The following is a 17,395-nucleotide window of genomic DNA, read 5'->3' as shown; positions in this document are numbered from 1 at the left end:
GAGCAGGTCGGCGATCGCATCGGCGGGGTGGCGCCGGTGACAGATCTGCTCCAGCCGCCGGCGCTCGGCGGGCCGCAGGCCCGCCGTCCTGCCGGCCAGCACCCCCTGTCTCAAGGACGCCGCACCAGCAGACAGCGCACCCCGGCGGCGTGGGCCCCGGCCCCATCCTCCGGGCTGTCGCCCACGTGCCAGACCTGGGCGGCGCTCAGCCCCAGGGACTCCAGCGCGATCCGGAACGGCAGGGGCGACGGCTTGGCGGCCCCGGCGCTGCTGGAGACCACCACCGTCTCGAACAGATCGGCCAGGCCCAGGGCCTCCAGCAACGGCTGCAGGCGACGGTCGAAGTTGCTGACCACGGCCAGGCGCAGCCCCGCGGCGTGCCAGCGGCGCAGCACCGCCGGCACATCGGGGTAGACGCGCCAGAGGGAGGGGTCGGCGAAGCGATCGAACAGGGCGTGGTGCAGGGCCGTGGGTGCAGCGCTGCCCAGCACGGCGTCGATGCGCTCCCCCCACCAGCGGCGCTCAGCCTCCAGCAGGCGGTCGCCCTCGAGGCCCGGGAAGGCCAGGGGAGGGGCCTGCCGCAGCACGCCCGGGAAGGCCCGGTCGATGGCCGCGGGGGCCACATCGATGCCGTGCTCGGCGGCCACCGCGGCATAGGTGGCCCCGACCGGCGAGCGCAGGCCGATCAGGGTGCCCATGGCATCGAGCAGCAGACCGCGGGGCCGGGGCCAGGGGGGTGTCGCAGCGGGCGTCGCCGTCATGGTGTCCAGTCGGCCAGCCAGCCGGCGGCCACCCGCAGCTGATGGGACCGGCCAGGCAGGCGGGTCAGGTAGGCCAGGCGCCGTAGCTGGTAGGCGGCCGGCCCGGCCAGGGTGACGCCGGAGCCGGTGAGGCTGGCTTCGCCGACGCCGAGGCTCATCATCTCGCCCAGATCCTTCCAGTGGAAGGGTTCCAGCGGTTCCCCCGCCAGGGAGCGGATCAGGTTGGCGGCCAGCACCGGGGCCTGCTGGAAGGCCACCTGGGCTGTGGCAGGCGTGGCCGTGGCAGGGACGGCGGCTTCCTCCGGGTCGACCGGGGCGGCCAGATCGCCGGCCACGAAGAGATCGGCGTGCTCCTGCAGGCGCAGATCGGGCCCGCAGAGCAGGCGGCCGCGGCTGTCGCAGGCGGGAGCGGGGTCGATCCGGGGGGCACGGAAGCTGAGCCCGGCCGTCCAGACCACCGCCCGCACGGCGAGGGTTTCGGCGTGGGCGGGGCTGTCCCCGTCCGGTTGGCACCGGAGTGTGATCGCCTCGGCCTCGACCGCCTCCACCTGGGTGCGGGTACGCAGCCGCACATCACGGTGCCGCAGGGCCAGGGCGGCCTGTTCCCGGTTGAAGGCCCTGGCCTGGGGCAGCAGCTGCGGACCCTGCTCGATCAGTTCGATCACGGCGCTGCCCTCGGCCATGTCGGCGAGCTTGCAGGCCAGCTCCACCCCGGTCGGACCGGCTCCGACCACGGCGATGCGCTGCAGGGGTCTGCGCTGCTGTCTGAGGTCGGCCAGCAGGCGCTGGAGCCGCTCCACATCGGCCAGGCTGCGGAAGCCCAGGCTGTGGCGATCGGCCCCAGGTACCGCGAAGGTGTTGCTCTCGGCCCCCGTGGCGATGACGAGGCGGCCGTAGGGGATGGTGCGGCCCCCGGCGGTGTGGAGACGATGGCCATCGGCGTCGATCCGCTCCACCCGGTCCTGCAGCCAGGCCAGGCCGCGGCCGGCCAGCAGGCCGTCGTAGCGGGGGGCGATCTCCCAGCCGCGCAGCTCGCCGCTCAGCAGCTCGTAGAGAAGCGGCAGGAACAGGAAACGGTCGTTCGGCTCGATCAGCAGGACGGGGGGGTGGTGCTTCCGCTGGGCCAGAGCCAGGGCGGTGTACAGGCCGCCGAAGCCACCCCCGACGATGACAACGTTGTTCTGGGCCGGATTCCGGGCCGGATTCGGGTGCCCTTGCATGGCGTCACCCTAACCACATCGACCGGACGGCCGAAGGGCGATGATGGCTCCATGGTGTCCTTTCCCGTCACGACGTCCACCACGGCGTCCACCAGCCCCGAGGGCGGTGCGGCGCACCTGAATGCGGCTCTGCAGGCACTGCCCCGCGATCGCCATGGCGCCGCCATCGATCTCGATGCTGCCCGGGCGGGCCTTGATCCCCTCGATGCGATCGGGCGGATGCGCTGGGCCCAGGAGGCGTTCGCCGGCCACTTCGCCGTCACCACCAGCTTCGGCATCCAGTCGGCCGTGATGCTGCACATGGTCAGTGCCCTTGACGGCTCCGGTGCCTGGCCCGCCATCCCGGTGCTCTGGGTCGACACCGGCTACCTGCCCCCCGAGACCTATCGCTACGCCGACCAGCTCTGCGATCGCCTCAAGCTGGATCTGCACGTGCTTCAGGCCGACATGAGCCCGGCCCGGATGGAGGCTCTGCATGGCCGGCTGTGGGAGACGGAGGCCCCCGAAGACATGCGCACCTACAACCGCATCCGCAAGGTCGAACCCCTCGACCGGGGGCTGGAGCGGCTGCAGGTGCATTGCTGGGCCAGCGGGGTGCGGTCCGGCCAGACCGACCACCGCGGGGGCATGAACTGCCTGGATCCGGTGCGGCAGCGCTGGTCGCTGCGGCCCCTGCTCACCTGGAGCCGTCGCGACGTCTACTACTACATGCAGGAGCACGACCTGCCCCAGCACCCGCTGTTCGAGCAGGGCTATTCGACCGTCGGCGACTGGCACACCAGCGCCCCCGACGACGGCACCACGAACGGCCGGGCCACCCGGTTCGGCGGGCTGCAGCAGGAGTGCGGCATTCACCTCCCGGGCCTGATGGGCGAGGGCATCTGAGGTGCCGGGGCGCCAGCCCCGCTGGCTGCTGATCGGCAACAGCCGCTGGCACTGGGCCCTGGCCGACGGGGACGGCGGCGAGGGCGGTCTGACCGAGGCCGGTCTGCGGTTCGTGCATCTGCCGACGCCGACCTCGGCCGTGGAACCGCCCCTGGCCTGGGCGGCGGTGGGTCCGGTGCCCCCGGAGGCCGCCCTGCCAGCCGCGTCACGACTGCAGCTGGATGACGTGCCCCTGCCCGGATCACCCCCCTGGCTCGGCATCGACCGGGCCCTGGCGGGCTGGTGGGCGGCCCGGCTGTGCGGCGGCCCGGTGCTGGTGGCCGATGCGGGCACGGTGCTGAGCCTCACCCGGGTGGACGGGCAGGGCCGCTTCAGCGGCGGCCGGCTGATGGCGGGGGCCGCGCTGCAGCTGGGGGCGATGGGCTCGGGCACCGCGGCACTGCCCAGCCTGGTGGGGGACCTGGCGGCCGGCGAGGAGGACTGGCCGCTGGCCACGGCGGCGGCGATGCGACGGGGGGTGGTGGAGGGTCTGGCCGCCGCGGTGCGGGAGGCTGGGCGCCAGGCCCGGGTGCAGGAGCCGCGTTGCCGGATCGTGCTCACCGGCGGTGACGGGCCCGCCCTGCTGCCGCTGCTGCGGCGGTGGCCGGAGCTGGGGGAGGACGCCCTGACGCACCACCCCGAGCTCTGTCTGGAGGCGCTGATGGCTTTGCGTCCCGCTGCGCCGTAAGGCTCGGCTCAGGCCAGGCCCAGGTCCTCGAGGATCTGATCGGCCATCTCCTCGGCCTTCACCTTGAGATAGATGCGCTCCAGCTTGCCCTCGGCGTCGACGACGAAGGTGTGCCGCATCATGCCCATGTACTCCTTGCCCATGAACTTCTTGAGCCCGTAGCTGCCGTAGGCCTCGGCCACGGGACAGGGCTCGGCGTCGGTCAGCAGGGTGAAGGGCAGGTCGTACTTGGCGACGAACTTGCCGTGGCTGGTCGCGCCGTCCTTGCTGATCCCCAGCACCCGGATGCCGTGGGTTTCGAAGGCACTCCAGCGGTCGCGGAAGTTGCAGGCCTCCTTGGTGCAGCCCGGCGTGTCGTCCTTTGGGTAGAAGTAGATCACCACCCGCTGGCCCCTCAGCCCGGCGAGGGAGACGGCCTCACCGGTCTGATCGGGGAGGGTGAAGTCGGGGGCTGGATCTCCCACCTGCAGGGCCATGGGTTGAACCTTGGAGCGAATGACAACCACTTCACCCTAGGGGCAAGCTCCTGGATGGGGCCTCCCACCGGGTCCCGCCCCCGGGTCCAGTCCGGTGCGCCTGGTCCCACATCCCAGGGCCCCGGCGGGGGGAGTCTCATTCCGTTGTGTGTGGGGAGGCAAAGAAACTGCCCACATGATGTAGGCAGAATCACCTTCAATGCTTAGGTTGATAGCGAAGTCAACATCACCTCCCGTGTTCAAGAGAATTCTCGCCGGTCTCTTTGTGGGAACGGCCATCACCGCCTCCGTGCTTCCCGCCTCCGCGGCCGTGGACAACGATCTGCCCGTCCGCTGGAACACCGGCGGCGCCGTGTGGTCCACCAACCAGGCGGCCTTCGACACCTTCCTGGGTTCCGGTGACATCACGGACCGAGGCCTGGAGGGCGGTCTGGCCCGCTCCGGCTGGACCTCCGACGAGGTCAAGTCCGGCATGACCAAGACCTACTCGGTCAATCTGGTGGGGGTGTCCCGCTTCCTCTACTCCGATGCGGGTGTGAAGTTCCTGAAGAACGCCACCAACAGCTACTTCCCGTACTACAGCATGAACACCTATGCGGTTCAGGCTCTGCGGTCGGCGATCATCTCCGATGCCAAGGACGGCTCGATCTCCTCGGCCGGCATCATGAAGGCCCTGCCCACCGACTTCCGCCTTGCTGATTTCTGCAACACCTACACCGGTGCGCAGAACATCTGTGCAGAAGGTCGTTGCGCACCCGGTACCGCCCAGTGCACCTCGCTGCTCTCCTGGTACGTCTTCCTGCCCGCCTGCATCCAGGCCAACCAGATGGCCGACCCCGTCGCCATGGTCCGGGAAACCCCCGCTGCTCCCGCTCCCGTGATGGATCAGCCCGTCCGCGGCCTCTGGTGAGCCACCGGGGGAGACTTTTCTCCCCCAACGCCTTGCAGCCCCGGCTTCGCCGGGGCTTTTTTCATGGCCCCCTCTTCATGGCCCGGCGCCGCGCCGGGCCAGCAGCAGGGTGTGCCCCAGGGGCTGGGGCAGCGCGGTCCCACGCCGCTCCCGGAACAGGGCTTCGAGGGTCTTACGGCCGGCGGCAGCCAGCGCCGGGGTCAGCTGCTTCCGGTAGCTGGCCCCCTTGCCGAACCAGCGCTCCAGCAGGGCGTCGCCGAGGGGAAGCTCGAGGGCCTCCTCCCAGACGCGTCGCTGCACGCTCCAGCCGAGGGATTCCAGGCCCTCCTGCACGTGATCGGCCTGATCGGCGACGGCCGCCAGCCACTCCCGTTCCAGCTCGGCCGCCGTCTCGAGCACAGCCGGCGTCGCGCCGCTGGCGCTGCGGCCCACGAGGGCGCGCAGGCTGCCCGCCGGCCCCAGCAGGGGATGGGTGAACAGCAACTGGGCCCGGGCGCCGGGGGCCGCCAGGTCCGTGAGCAGTTCCAGCCAGGTCCGCCGTTGCTCCGGCGAGCAGCCGCGCCAGGGCTGGCGCGCCGCGATCCATTCGAAGCGCCCCTCCGCCTGGGGCCATGGTTCCAGCTGGGCCCGGAGGGGGTCGGGCGTCTCCGGGGCCGCGGCCAGCAGGCGGGGGCGCCGCAACTGATCCAGCAACTGCAGCTGGGCCTGGAGGCGATCGAGCACGGCCGCCGATGGCGTGGCCAGCACCACCTCCCCCTCGCTGGCCGCCTCCAGCGGATCGAGGGCCCAGAGCAGGGAGTGGGCCTCCAGCACCAGCACCCGGTCGAGGCGGCCGATGGCGGCGTCCTCCCAGAACCGCCGCCGCAGGCGGTCGAGCCGTTCGCCCTCCGCCCCGGCCTGGCGCTGCAGCCAGCGGTTGAGCAGGGGGTCGTCCGGGCTGCTGCTGAGCAGGTCGCCGCGGTCGTCGGCGGCCGTTTCGGCCGCGGCGGCCAGCTGGGCGGCCCGGCGCTGCTGCAGCCGTTTCCGCAGTCCCCCTTCCCAGCCCAGGGCCCCCGGCTGCCAGAACACCTCCCCCTGCAGGGACTGGGGCAGGTACTGCTGCGCCACCCAGTGGTCGGCATAGGCGTGGGGGTAGCGGTAGCCCACCCCATCGCCGAAGGCCTCGCCGTCCCGGTTGGCATCGCGCAGATGGGCGGGCACCTGCTGGCGCCGGGCTTCGCGCACCGCCTTCACCGCATCGAAGAAGCCGAGGCTGCTGTTGCTCTTCTCGGTGCCGGCCAGATAGAGGGTGGCGTGGGCCAGGGGGTAGAGCCCCTCCGGCAGCCCCACCCGGTCGAAGGCCGCGGCGCAGGCCTCCACCACCACCATCGCCTGGGGATCGGCCAGGCCAATGTCCTCACCGGCGGAGATCAGCAGGCGCCGCAGGATGAAGCGCGGGTTCTCGCCGGCCTCCACCATCCGCGCCAGCCAGAACAGGGCCGCATCGGGGTCGGAGCCCCGGATCGACTTGATGAAGGCGCTGATGGTGTCGAAGTGGGCATCCCCCTGCTTGTCGTAGAGCACCGCCCGCTGCTGGATCGACTCCTCGGCGATGGCCAGGTCGATGCGGATCACGCCGCCTGCATCGGCTTCGGTGGTCTCCACCGCCAGCTCGAGGGCGTTGAGCAGGCTGCGGGCATCGCCCCCCGCCACGTCCAGCAGGTGGGCACCCGCCTCCTCGGAGAGCTCGACGTGGCGCTGGCCGTAACCGTGTTCGGGATCGGCCAGGGCCCGCTGCAGCAGCAGGCGCAGGTCTTCCGGCTCCAGGGGCTGGAGGCGGAACAGGCGGGAGCGGCTGACCAGGGCCTTGTTGACTTCGAAGTAGGGGTTTTCGGTGGTGGCACCGATCAGGGTCACGGTGCCGTTCTCCACCCAGGGCAGCAGGGCGTCCTGCTGGGCGCTGTTGAAGCGGTGCACCTCATCGATGAACAGGATCGTGCGCAGGCCGTGGTGTTCCAGCCGCTGCTTGGCGGCGTCCACCTCGGCGCGCAGGTCCTTCACCCCCGCCAGCACGGCGTTGAGGCTGCTGAAGTGGGCCCGGGTGCTGCCGGCGATGATCCGCGCCAGCGTCGTCTTGCCGGTGCCGGGGGGGCCGTGCAGGATCAGGTTGCCGACCCGGTCGGCGGCGATGGCGCGACGCAGCAGCCGCCCCGGGCCCAGGATCGCCGCCTGGCCCACGAAGTCGTCGAGGCTGCGCGGCCGCAGCCGATCCGCCAGCGGGGCGATCCTGCGCCTGGCCTGCTCGCCCTGATGCCAGAACAGATCACTCACCGCCCCATCATCTCGCCGACAGAGCCTCTGGAGCGGTACGGTCTGGCGGAAGCCTTGATCGTCGCTGAACCCGTGATCGGCCATCCGAGCAGGCCGCCTCTTCCCGGGGCACCCACGGGGCGCCTGCGACGCTCCCCCAACCCCCTCCCCGCCGCCGCCGCCCTTCTCGCCGCGGCCCTGCTGGGGGCCTGCCAGGCGGAGGCTCCCCCGGGCCGGCCACCGCTGTCGGTGCGTGCCGAGCCGGCCACCCTGGCCCCCTTCACCGACAACGTCGACACCGTTAGCACCCTTGAAGCCATCGAGGAGGTGCGGCTGGCGGCCCAGGCCGGCGGACGGATCGAGCGGCTCCTGGTGGGCCAGGGCGACAAGGTGTCCGCCGGCCAGATCCTGCTGGTGCTCGACCAGGCCCAGGCCCGCGCCGATGTGGCCCGCCTGGAGGCGGAGGTCCAGACCAACAAGCTCAACTACGAGCGCTACGAATACCTGGTGCGGCAGGGGGCCGCCAGCGCCTTCCAGCGGGACGAGTTCCGCCAGCGCTACCTCTCCTCACGGCAGGACCTGGTGGCGCGCCGGGCCGATTTGGCCTTCCGCGATCTCAAGGCGCCCATCGCCGGGACCGTCGGCGACGTGCAGGTGAAGCTGGGGGATGTGATCGCCGCCGGCGACCCCTTCACCACGATCATCCGCAACGACCGGCTGATGGCCCGGGTGGATGTGCCGGCGGTGTTCTCCAATCGGCTGCGGGTGGGGCAGACGGTGATCCTCATGGATCCGGCCACCAACAAGCCGATGGCCCAGGGGGTGGTGGGCTCCCTCGATCCGGGTGTGGTGGCCGGCACCCAGTCCCTGCTGGCCAAGGCCGAGTTCGCCAATCCGGGCGGGGTCCTGCGCACCGGGTTGCGCACCCGCACCCGGCTGATCCTCGACAGCCGCCAGGAGCTCTCGGTTCCCTTCGCCGCCGTCACCCAGGTCTCCGGCCAGAGCTTCGTCTACGAGGTGGGCAGCCTGGCCGATCTGGAGCGGCGCCCCGGCCGCACCGACCTTGCGGTGGCCCGCAAACTCCCCGCCGGCACCAGCTTCGCCCTGCAGACGCCGGTGCAGCTGGGCCCCCTGCAGAACAACCGCTATCCGGTGCTCAGGGGCCTCCAGCCCGGCACCCGCGTGATCACCACGAACCTGATCAACCTCCGCAACGGCGCGCCCGTCAAGGTCAACTGAGCCCAGCCTGATGTCTCCTTCGAACACGTTCATCCTCAGGCCGGTGCTCACCACGGTGTGCAGCCTGTTGATCGTGATCGCCGGCCTGATCGCGATTCCGCTGCTGCCGATCGAGAGCCTGCCGGACATCGCCCCGCCCACGGTGCGGGTGACCTCCCGCTACGTGGGGGCTGACGCGGTCAGCGTCGAGCAGGGCGTCACCAGCGTGCTCGAGCAGCAGATCAACGGGGTGCAGAACATGGAGTTCATCACCTCCACCAGTGCGGCCGATGGCTCCAGCTCCATCTCCGTCACCTTCGCCAGCGGCAGCGACGGTGACATCAACCAGGTGAACGTCCAGAACCGGGTGTCCCTGGCCCAGCCGAGCCTGCCGGAGGAGGTGCGCCAGTCCGGCATCACGGTGAACAAGGCTTCGAACTCGATCCTGCTTGTCTACAACTTCACCAGCGAAGATCCCAAGAACCAGTACAGCCTCGAGACCATCAGCGGCCTGCTGGATCAGAACCTCACCGATGCGGTGCGGCGGGTGCCCGGTGTCGGCGAGCTCACCTATTTCGGCAACCGCCAGCTGGCCTTCCGCCTCTGGCTGGATCCGGACCGTCTGGCCGCCAACAAGCTCTCCGCCGCTGACGTGGTGGCGGCCCTGCGCAGCCAGAACCGGCTGGTGCCCGTGGGCCGCATCGGCGGTGCCCCCTCCCCCGAGGGCCAGCAGTTCACCCTCACCGTGCAGCTGCAGGGCCGGCTGCGGACCACGGAGGAATTCGGCTCGATGATCCTGCGCTCCACCGCCGACGGTGGCCTGGTGCGTCTGCGGGACGTGGGGCGGGTGACCCTCGGGGGTGAATCCTTCGACATCGAGGCCACCGATCTGCGCGGTGTCCCTTCGGTGGGCATGGCGGTCTATCAGCTCACCGGCAGCAACGCCCTCGATGTCTCCAACGGGGTGGAGGAGGTGATCAAGGAGTTTGCCGAGACCTTGCCGGTGGGCATGACGATCCAGAAGATCTACGACAACACCGAATTCGTCGAGGCTTCGATCGAAGGGGTCACCACCGCCCTGCGGGAAGCGGTGGTGCTGGTGGTGCTGATCCTGTTCCTGTTTCTGCAGAACTGGAAGGCCACCCTGGTGCCGGCCATCGCCATTCCTGTGGCCCTGGTGGGCACCTTCCTGTTCGTGAAGGCCTTCGGCTTCACCCTCAACCAGCTCACCCTGTTCGGCCTGGTGCTGGCGACGGGCCTGGTGGTGGATGACGCCATCACCGTGATCGAGGACACCTCCACCAAGAAGGGCTCCGGCCTCAGCGCCCTGGAGAGTGCCAAGGCCACCATGGATGAACTGTTCGGCGCCGTCATCGCCACCTCCCTGGTGCTGTTCGCCGTGTTCGTGCCGGTGCTGTTCTTCCCCGGAGCCACCGGGACGATCTACAAGCAGTTCGCCGCCACGATCATCTTCTCGATCCTGATCTCCACCTTCAACGCCCTCACCTTCTCGCCGATGCTCTCGGCCCTGTTGCTGGCCCGGGAGAGTGAGCCGCCCAGCCGCCGCACCTACGCGATTTCCGGTGTGTTCATCGGTTTCGTCTACGGGCTTCTGGCCAGCGGCGGCGGCATCCTGGTGGCCCTCGGCGTTCTGGCCCTGGCCGCGGCGATCGGCTTCGGCCTGCACCTGCTCACCCGGCTGCCGCTGCGGCTGCCCTTCGCCATCGGCGGTGCCGTCGCGGCCGTGATGCTGGGACAGCTGAACAGCCCGCTGGAGGTGCTGATCTACACGCTGATCGGCGGGTTGCTCGGCTGGGGTGCCCCGTTCATCTTCCGCCGCTTCAACGTCATCTATGCCGGCATCGAGCGGCGTTACCAAGCCGGTCTGGCCTGGGTGCTGGGCAAGCGCCGGCTGATCATGGCCCTGCTGGCCGGCGGCATTGTGCTCACCGGTTTCGCCTTCACCTCGATCCCGACAGGCTTTGTTCCCGTCGAAGACCAGGGCTACGCCATCGGTATCGTCCAGGGCCCTGACGGCGCCTCACTGGAGACGACGCGCCGCATCAACCAGCGGGTGGCGGAAATCCTGCGCAGCGAGAAGGACATCACCACGGCGGCGGTGTTCAGCGGCGCCAGCCTCGATGGCAACGCCCCTAACCGGGGCCTGTTCTTCTTCGGCACCCGCAACTGGAATGATCGGACCTCCGATGAGCAGTCGGTGGCGGCGATCACCCAGCGGCTGAACCGCAAGCTCTCGGTGATCCAGGAGGCCCGCATCATCGTCGTCGAACCCCCCGCGATCCCCGGCTACGGCACCGGTGCGGGCTTCGAGATGCAGATGCTTAACCGCAGTGGGGGTGCGCTTTCCTCGGCCGATTTCTTCGCGGCGGCCACCCAGCTGGTCAGCAAGGCCAACCAGAGCGGTCTGTTCGATCGGGTGTTCACCCAGTTCTCCCCCGAGGCCCCCCAGCTGCAGATCCTCGTCGACCGGGACCGCATGGCGGCCCTCGGGGTCGACTACGGCACGGCGATGCAGACGTTCAGCTTCAACATCGGCTCCTTCTATGTCAACGACACCTTCGATGCCGGCAGGGTTCGCCGCATCTTCGTCCAGGCCGATGAGCGCTACCGAGCCAATCCGGAGCAGCTGAAGTCCCTGTATGTGCCCAATGCCAGCGGCGACCAGATCCCCCTGTCGGAGTTCATCACGGTCGAATCGACCACGGGGCCGTCGGTGATTCCCCGCTTCAACCTGTTCCGTTCCATCAAGGTGGAGGGGTCCGCCCTGCCGGGCCGCAGCTCCGGCCAGGCGATCAAGGACATCCAGGACCTCTTCAACAACCTCTCCACCTCCGGGGTCGGTTTCGACTGGACCGGCATCTCCCGGGAGGAGGTGGCGGCAGGGGCCCTGGCGATCGTGATCTTCGCCCTCGGCATCCTCACCGTCTACCTGGTGCTCTCGGCCCAGTACGAGAGCTACAGCGATCCCCTGATCATCCTGATGACCGTGCCGACGGCCATGCTCGGGGCCCTGGCCTTCCTTTACCTGAGGGGTGAAGTTCTCAACATCTATGCCCAGGTGGGCCTGGTGATGCTGATCGGTCTGGCGGCCAAGAACGGCATCCTCATCGTCGATCTCGCCAACCAGCGCATGCAGGAGGGTGAATCCGCCCTGGAAGCTGCGCGGGCCTCGGCCCAGTCCCGCTTCCGGCCGATCCTGATGACCGCCATCTCCTCCCTGTTCGGCTTCCTGCCCCTGGTGTTTGCCAGCGGTGCCGGTGCCCGCAGTCAGGCTTCCCTGGGTACGGTGGTCTTCGGGGGTCTGGCCGTGGCCACCGTGCTGTCCCTGTTCGTGGTGCCGGTGTTCTACGTCGTCATGAAGCAGCTCACCGCCGGATCCCCGCCCGCCGAGGCCGAAGCCTCCCCCGGCCTGGGGTCCTGATGCCGGCCCCCTGCCCACCGCTGAGCGGCCGCCGGGTGCTCTGCGCCGGCATGCTCACCGGTGTGGTGGGCCTGGCCATCGCCCTGTTCCTGCGTTCCATCGTCGAGCACACCCCCCTGCGGGTCACCCCCCAGGCCCTCTTCTGGAGCACGGTGGTGCTCGGTGGCTTCGGTGCGGTGGCCGGTATGGCGGTGGAGGCGGTGCGCCAGCTGCAGGAATCCAACCCGGAGCCCGACTACCACCGGCACCATGGCCGGGGCGGTGGACCCGGACCGCGCCGCTGAGGGGCCGCATGGCGCTCCGGCCCAGTGGGGCGGTCGGGCCTTTTCCGGTACCTTGCGGAGGTATGAACCCGGTCCGGTGCGCTGGCAGGCTCTCCCTTCTCTCCTCCCCCTGACGTGGCTGCTGGCCGCCTGCGGCTCCGCCGCCCCTGAGGCCAGGCCGCCCCTGGTGGTGCAGACGGTGACGGTGGGGGAGTTCCGCTTCACGCCGGGCATCGAGACGATCAGCACCATTGAGTCCACGTCCAACGTGGTGATGCGGCCCCAGTCGGATGGCCGGGTGGTGCGGATCCTGGCCAGGGAGGGCCAGCAGGTGAAGGCGGGTCAGCCGATTCTTGTGCTCGACAACGTGCAGGAGTCGGCCACCCTTGATTCCGACCGGGCCGAGGCGATCAAGGATCGCGTCAACGCCGAGCGCTATGTCTTCCTGAACGAGCAGGGGGCCGTCTCGACCAAGGACCGGGATTACTACATCACCCAGGCGATCCAGAGCCGCGACCAGGCCCGCTCCAGTGCCGCCACCCTGGGGTACAAGTTCGTCACCGCGCCGATCGACGGTCAGATCGGCAACCTTGATTCAGTCAAGCTGGGGGATTACGTGCGCCAGGGCCAGGCGATCACGGGAATCGTCAACAACTCCTCCCTCTGGACCCTGATGGATGTGCCGGCCACCCAGTCCAGCCAGGTGAAGATCGGCCAGCCGGTCCAGGTGGAGAGCCAGGGCAATCCTCCGGTGCGGGGCGTGGGCCGGGTGGTGTTCGTCTCCCCCTACTTCGCCAATGCCACCCAGTCCTCGGGCCAGCCGAACACGGTGCTGGTGAAGGCGGAATTCCCCAATCTCACGGGGGTGCTGAAGACGGGCCAGTACGTGCGCAACCGCATCATCACCGGCACCAGCGACCAGCTGGCGGTGCCGGTGGAGGCGGTGATGATGCAGGCCCAGCAGCCGTTCGTGTATCGGGTGTTGCCCCTCTCCACGGTCCTGCCCCAGATCAAGGCCTCCGATCAGCTGCTGCCCGCCCAGAAGCAGAAGCTGGAAAAGCTCCCTGGCACCACGCCGGTGGTGGTCCAGACGGCGGTGAAGCTGGGCAAGCTGCAGAACAATGCCTATCCGGTGCTCTCCGGCCTGACCAAAGGCGATGAGGTGGTGGTGAGCAACACGGCCCTGTTGCGCTCCGGCATGCCAGTGCGGCGGGCTACGGCTACGGCCCCGGCCCCTGCGGCGAGCTGAACTCCGATGTCGTTCTCCGATAACTTCATCAAGCGGCCGGTTCTGACCACCGTCTGCAGCATCCTGATCGTGCTGGTGGGCCTGATCGCCATCCCCACGCTGTCGATCGAGAACCTCCCCAACATTGCCCCACCCCTGATCCAGGTGACCTCCAACTATGGAGGGGCCAATTCCCTGGTCACCGAGCAGGCGGTGACCAACCCGATCGAGCAGCAGATCAACGGCGTTCCGGGCGCGAATTATATCTCCTCCACCAGCAATATGTCTGGGACGAGCACGATTCAGGTCTATTTCAACGAAGGCACCGATATCAACATCGACCAGGTGAACGTGCAGAACCGCGTTTCCCTGGCGATGCCCCAGCTGCCCCAGCAGGTGCAGGCCACCGGGGTGTCGGTGATGCAGAGCACCCCGTCGATCCTGCTGGCCTATCAGGTCTCCTCGACGGAAGGCCAGTTCGACGCCTCCTATCTGAACGGCCTCATCTATCAGAACCTGTACTTCCAGCTGGAGCGGGTGCCCGGGGTGGCCACCGTCAACCTGCTGGGGGGCAGCAATCCGGCTTTCTGGCTGTTTGTCGATGCCAACAAGCTCTCCGCCAACAACCTCACCGCCGATCAGGTGGTGAATGCGGTGGCCAGCCAGAACACCGTGGCGATCGGTGGTCTGGTGGGCGGACCGCCGGCCGCGGGCAGCCAGAAGTTCGCCTACCCGATCCTGGTGGAGAACAACGGCAACCTGGTGTCCGTCGAGGAGCTCAACAACCTGATCGTCGGCCGCACCTCCACCGGCAACCTGCTGCGTCTCAAGGATGTCGGCGAAGCCACCTACGGCACCAACACCTTCGCCCAGCAGGCGGTGAGCATCGAAGGCCACCCCTCGATCACCGTCGCCGTCTTCCAGACCCCCGAGAGCAACGCCCTCGATGTCTCGAACCAGGTGGTGCAGGTGATGAACCAGTTCACCCAGAGCGTCCCCCCGGGCGTCAAGGTGTTCGAGATCTACAACATCGGCCAGTTCATCGAGTCGGCCGTGGAGGGGGTGGTGGATGCCCTCGGCCTGGCCATCGTGCTGGTGCTGCTGATCCTGTTCCTGTTCCTGCAGGACTGGAGGGCCACCGTGGTGCCCAGCCTGGCGATTCCGATCTCCCTGATCGGCACCTTCGCCTTCGTCAAGATCTTCGGTTTCTCGATCAACCAGCTCACCCTGCTGGGCCTGGTGCTGGCCACTGGCCTGGTGGTGGATGACGCCATCGTGGTGATCGAGGCGGTGGAGAAGAACCTGGAGAAGGGGATGCGTCCCCGTCAGGCCGCCATGGAATGCATGGGCGAGCTGTTCGGCGCCCTGGTGGCCACCGCCCTGGTGCTGATGGCGGTGTTCGTGCCGGTGGCGTTCTATCCCGGCGGCATCGGCATCATCTACCGCCAGTTCGCCCTCACCATCGCCTTCTCGATCGCGATCTCCGCCTTCAACGCCCTCACCTTCTCTCCCATGCTCTCGGCCCTGCTGCTGAGGAGCCAGAAATCAGCACCTCCCGGTCGGGTGGTGGGGATCATCGGCGGGGTGGTGGTGGGTCTGGCCTTCGGCCGCTTCAGTGCCGCCTCCTTCGGCAGCATCACCTACGTGATCGGCGTGGTTGGCGGTGTGCTCGCCGGCGCCAATCTGGTCTGGATCTTCAGCCGCTTCAACGCCTTCTTCACGCGCCTGGAGCGTGGCTACGCCGCAATGGTGGGGGGCCTGATCGCCCGGCGCCGCTGGATTCTGGTGGGACTGGGCGCCGGCATCGCCCTCACCCTTTTCGCCTTCACCGCCCTCCCCTCCGCCTTCATCCCCGAGGAGGACCAGGGCTACGGCATGGGCATCTTCCAGCTCCAGAACGGTGCCTCCCTCAGCCAGACCCAGGGCACCGCCCTGGAGGTGGCCAAGGTGCTCAATGCCGAGGAGGAGATCATCGCCGGCTCGGTGGTCAGCGGCTATGGCTTCAACGGCGCCAGCCCCGATCAGGGGGTGTTCTTCTTCGGCTTCAAGCCCCTCGAGGAGCGCAGCGGCACCGACCAGAAGGCCCCGGCGATCATCAACCGGCTCAACGCCAAACTCAGCCAGATCAGCTCCGGCATGGCGGTGGCGGCCCAGCCTCCGGCGATTCCTGGCTTCTCGGCCCAGGGGGGCTTCTACTTCCAGTTCAACGACCTCAGCAACGGGGCCTTCACCTTCAACCAGCTCGATGACCAGGCCAAGCAGCTGATCCAGGCCGGCACGGCCAGCGGCGGCTTCTCCACCCTCTACACCCAGTTCATCCCGAGTGCGCCGGCCTTCGGGCTGAAGATCGACCGTTCGATCGTGGGGGCCCTCAACATCGACTTCCAGCAGGCGATGCAGACCATCGCCGTGCTGGCGGGCAGCAACTACTCGGGCCTCACCTACGAGAGCGGCCAGGTGAGGAATATCTATGTGCAGGCGGCGGCCGCCAACCGCAAATCCCTGGAGGATGTTCTCAGTTTCTACGTGCGCAGCAGGGATGACAAGCTGGTCCAGGTGTCGGAGTTCGCCACCGCCGAGCTCACCAGCGCGCCGCCGGTGATCAGCCACTTCAACCTCTATCGCACCATCCTGATCCAGGGGGCTGAGGCGGTCGGCAAGAGTTCCGGGCAGGCCCTGACGCTGATCCAGGACCTGTTCCACGCCCAGGACTTCAACAACATCGGCTACGCCTTCACCGGTCTGGCCGCCCTGCAGCTGTCGGCGGGCAACGCCAGTGTCCTGGTGTTCGGCCTGGGGATCCTGGTGGTCTATCTGGTGCTCTCGGCCCAGTACGAGAGCTACGTGACGCCGGTGATCATCCTGATGACCGTGCCCCTGGCCATGCTCGGCGCCCTGGTGTTTCTGGCGCTGCGCTCGATCGACCTCAACATCTATGCCCAGGTGGGTCTGGTGACCCTGATCGGGCTGGCGGCCAAGAACGGCATCCTGATCGTCGAGGTGGCCGAGCAGCACATGAAGGAGGGCATGACCGCCGCCGAGGCCGCCATCGCCTCGGCCGAGTCCCGGCTGCGGCCGATCCTGATGACGGCCATCGCCGCCCTGGCCGGCTTCCTGCCCCTGGTGGTGGCCACCACGGCCGGGGCCAACAGCCAGCAGTCCCTGGGCACGGTGATCTTCGGCGGCCTGCTGGTGGCCACCGTGCTGTCGCTGGGGGTGGTGCCCCCCTTCTATGTGGTGGTCAAGGCCCTGGAGGCCCGCTGGTTCGGCGAGTCCGACCCAGAGGGGGAGGATCTGGCCGCCGCCCCGGACCAGCCCAGCGGTTCGTTGTGACGAAACATGGAGTGCCCCGCCGGCTCCATTGCGGCGGCCGGGCCAGGCCGTGAGGATCGTTACAGGAGATGGAGGATCGATCCCATGCTGCCCACGCTTGCCGAACGGCTGCGGGAGCAGCACGCCAAGACCAGGGGCCGGCGCCCCGCCCGCCCGCCCTGGCCGGTGCCGGGCGAGCCGCCCACGGCCCTGCTGTTTCAGGCCCGTCCTGAGCTGGCCAGCCCCGCCGTGCCTGCCGGGTCCCCACCCGAGCCGTTGCCCCGGTTGAGTGCGGTCGTCATCACGGAGATCGCCACGCCGGAGCCCCTGGAGCCGGAGGTCTCGGAGCCTCAGATCGCGTTGCCGGAGCTCACGGAGCCTGCGCTGGCGGCAACGCTTCCCCCGGAGCCGGCCGTGTCTGTGGTGCCCTCGGTGCCAGTCCCACCCTTCAAGGTCCCGGAGCGGACAGGTTTGGCGGAGCTGTTGTTGGTGCTGGTCTGGGCCGTGCTGGTGGTGATCGATGGTGCCCTGGCCCTGGCCTCCCTGATCGATGGCGCCGCTGGCCGGCAAGGGGGCCCGCAGGCGGGCGCGGCGGACACCCCGCCGTCGGCGGCGCCGCCCTTCCTGATGGCGGCGTCGGCGCCTTGAAGCCCTGCGGCTGAGG

13 protein-coding genes are annotated in these 17,395 nt (G+C 69.0%); 9 read left to right on the top strand and 4 right to left on the bottom strand.

Going from position 1 to position 17,395, the window contains the following annotated elements:
- Window positions 1-110 precede the first annotated feature (110 nt).
- Together KUG38_RS11845 and KUG38_RS11840 are read right to left on the bottom strand one after the other, a co-directional pair.
- Window positions 111-761 carry an HAD-IA family hydrolase gene (locus KUG38_RS11845; protein ID WP_216921858.1) on the bottom strand — a complete coding sequence of 217 codons (651 nt, stop codon included), beginning with the start codon at window positions 759-761 and terminating at the stop codon, window positions 111-113.
- Entirely contained in the window at window positions 758-1,981 is a 1,224-nt protein-coding gene (locus KUG38_RS11840; protein WP_216921856.1) for an NAD(P)/FAD-dependent oxidoreductase, read from the bottom strand. The genes KUG38_RS11845 and KUG38_RS11840 overlap by 4 nt, the downstream gene beginning before the upstream one ends.
- Window positions 1,982-2,032: 51 nt before the next feature.
- Between KUG38_RS11840 and KUG38_RS11835 the strand changes: the two genes are divergently transcribed.
- The gene (locus tag KUG38_RS11835) at window positions 2,033-2,866 is read left to right on the top strand and encodes a phosphoadenylyl-sulfate reductase (protein WP_286195966.1); all 834 of its coding nucleotides are present in this window, start codon (window positions 2,033-2,035) and stop codon (window positions 2,864-2,866) included.
- Between the two features lies 1 nt (window position 2,867).
- Entirely contained in the window at window positions 2,868-3,593 is a 726-nt protein-coding gene (locus KUG38_RS11830; RefSeq protein ID WP_216921853.1) for a type III pantothenate kinase, read from the top strand.
- Window positions 3,594-3,601: 8 nt separating this feature from the next.
- Here the strand turns inward: KUG38_RS11830 and bcp are convergent, their stop codons facing one another.
- Window positions 3,602-4,069 carry a thioredoxin-dependent thiol peroxidase gene (gene bcp / locus KUG38_RS11825; protein ID WP_094586497.1) on the bottom strand — a complete coding sequence of 156 codons (468 nt, stop codon included), beginning with the start codon at window positions 4,067-4,069 and terminating at the stop codon, window positions 3,602-3,604.
- Between the two features lie 199 nt (window positions 4,070-4,268).
- Here bcp and KUG38_RS11820 point away from each other — a divergent pair, with 199 nt between their 5' ends.
- Entirely contained in the window at window positions 4,269-4,979 is a 711-nt protein-coding gene (locus tag KUG38_RS11820; RefSeq protein WP_216921850.1) for an alpha/beta hydrolase, read from the top strand.
- 75 nt (window positions 4,980-5,054) lie between these two features.
- Here the strand turns inward: KUG38_RS11820 and KUG38_RS11815 are convergent, their stop codons facing one another.
- Window positions 5,055-7,289, bottom strand: a complete 2,235-nt coding sequence (locus tag KUG38_RS11815) for an AAA family ATPase (protein WP_216921847.1) — start codon at window positions 7,287-7,289, stop codon at window positions 5,055-5,057.
- Window positions 7,290-7,343: 54 nt separating this feature from the next.
- Here KUG38_RS11815 and KUG38_RS11810 point away from each other — a divergent pair, with 54 nt between their 5' ends.
- The 6 genes from KUG38_RS11810 to KUG38_RS11785 all read left to right on the top strand — a co-directional run bounded on the left by KUG38_RS11810 (window position 7,344) and on the right by KUG38_RS11785 (window position 17,379).
- Window positions 7,344-8,507, top strand: a complete 1,164-nt coding sequence (locus KUG38_RS11810) for an efflux RND transporter periplasmic adaptor subunit (RefSeq protein WP_286195965.1) — start codon at window positions 7,344-7,346, stop codon at window positions 8,505-8,507.
- Window positions 8,508-8,517: 10 nt separating this feature from the next.
- Window positions 8,518-11,928: an efflux RND transporter permease subunit gene (locus KUG38_RS11805; RefSeq protein WP_216921844.1), complete on the top strand. Its 3,411-nt coding sequence runs from the start codon at window positions 8,518-8,520 to the stop codon at window positions 11,926-11,928.
- Window positions 11,928-12,212: a hypothetical protein gene (locus KUG38_RS11800; RefSeq protein ID WP_216921841.1), complete on the top strand. Its 285-nt coding sequence runs from the start codon at window positions 11,928-11,930 to the stop codon at window positions 12,210-12,212. The genes KUG38_RS11805 and KUG38_RS11800 overlap by 1 nt, the downstream gene beginning before the upstream one ends.
- A 76-nt stretch (window positions 12,213-12,288) precedes the next feature.
- Window positions 12,289-13,440: an efflux RND transporter periplasmic adaptor subunit gene (locus KUG38_RS11795; RefSeq protein ID WP_353617798.1), complete on the top strand. Its 1,152-nt coding sequence runs from the start codon at window positions 12,289-12,291 to the stop codon at window positions 13,438-13,440.
- Window positions 13,441-13,446: 6 nt separating this feature from the next.
- A complete protein-coding gene (locus KUG38_RS11790) occupies window positions 13,447-16,752 on the top strand; it encodes an efflux RND transporter permease subunit (protein ID WP_216921836.1) in 3,306 nt (1,101 codons plus the stop codon).
- 84 nt (window positions 16,753-16,836) lie between these two features.
- Window positions 16,837-17,379 (top strand): hypothetical protein, encoded by a 543-nt coding sequence (locus KUG38_RS11785; protein WP_216921834.1) that lies wholly within the window; start codon window positions 16,837-16,839, stop codon window positions 17,377-17,379.
- Window positions 17,380-17,395: the final 16 nt, after the last annotated feature.

This window comes from Synechococcus sp. CCAP 1479/9, from assembly GCF_019038535.1.
In the GTDB taxonomy this organism is placed as follows: Bacteria; Cyanobacteriota; Cyanobacteriia; order PCC-6307; family Cyanobiaceae; genus Cyanobium.
Note: the sequence above shows the minus strand (reverse complement) of the source record. Positions and strands in the feature narration are given on the sequence as shown.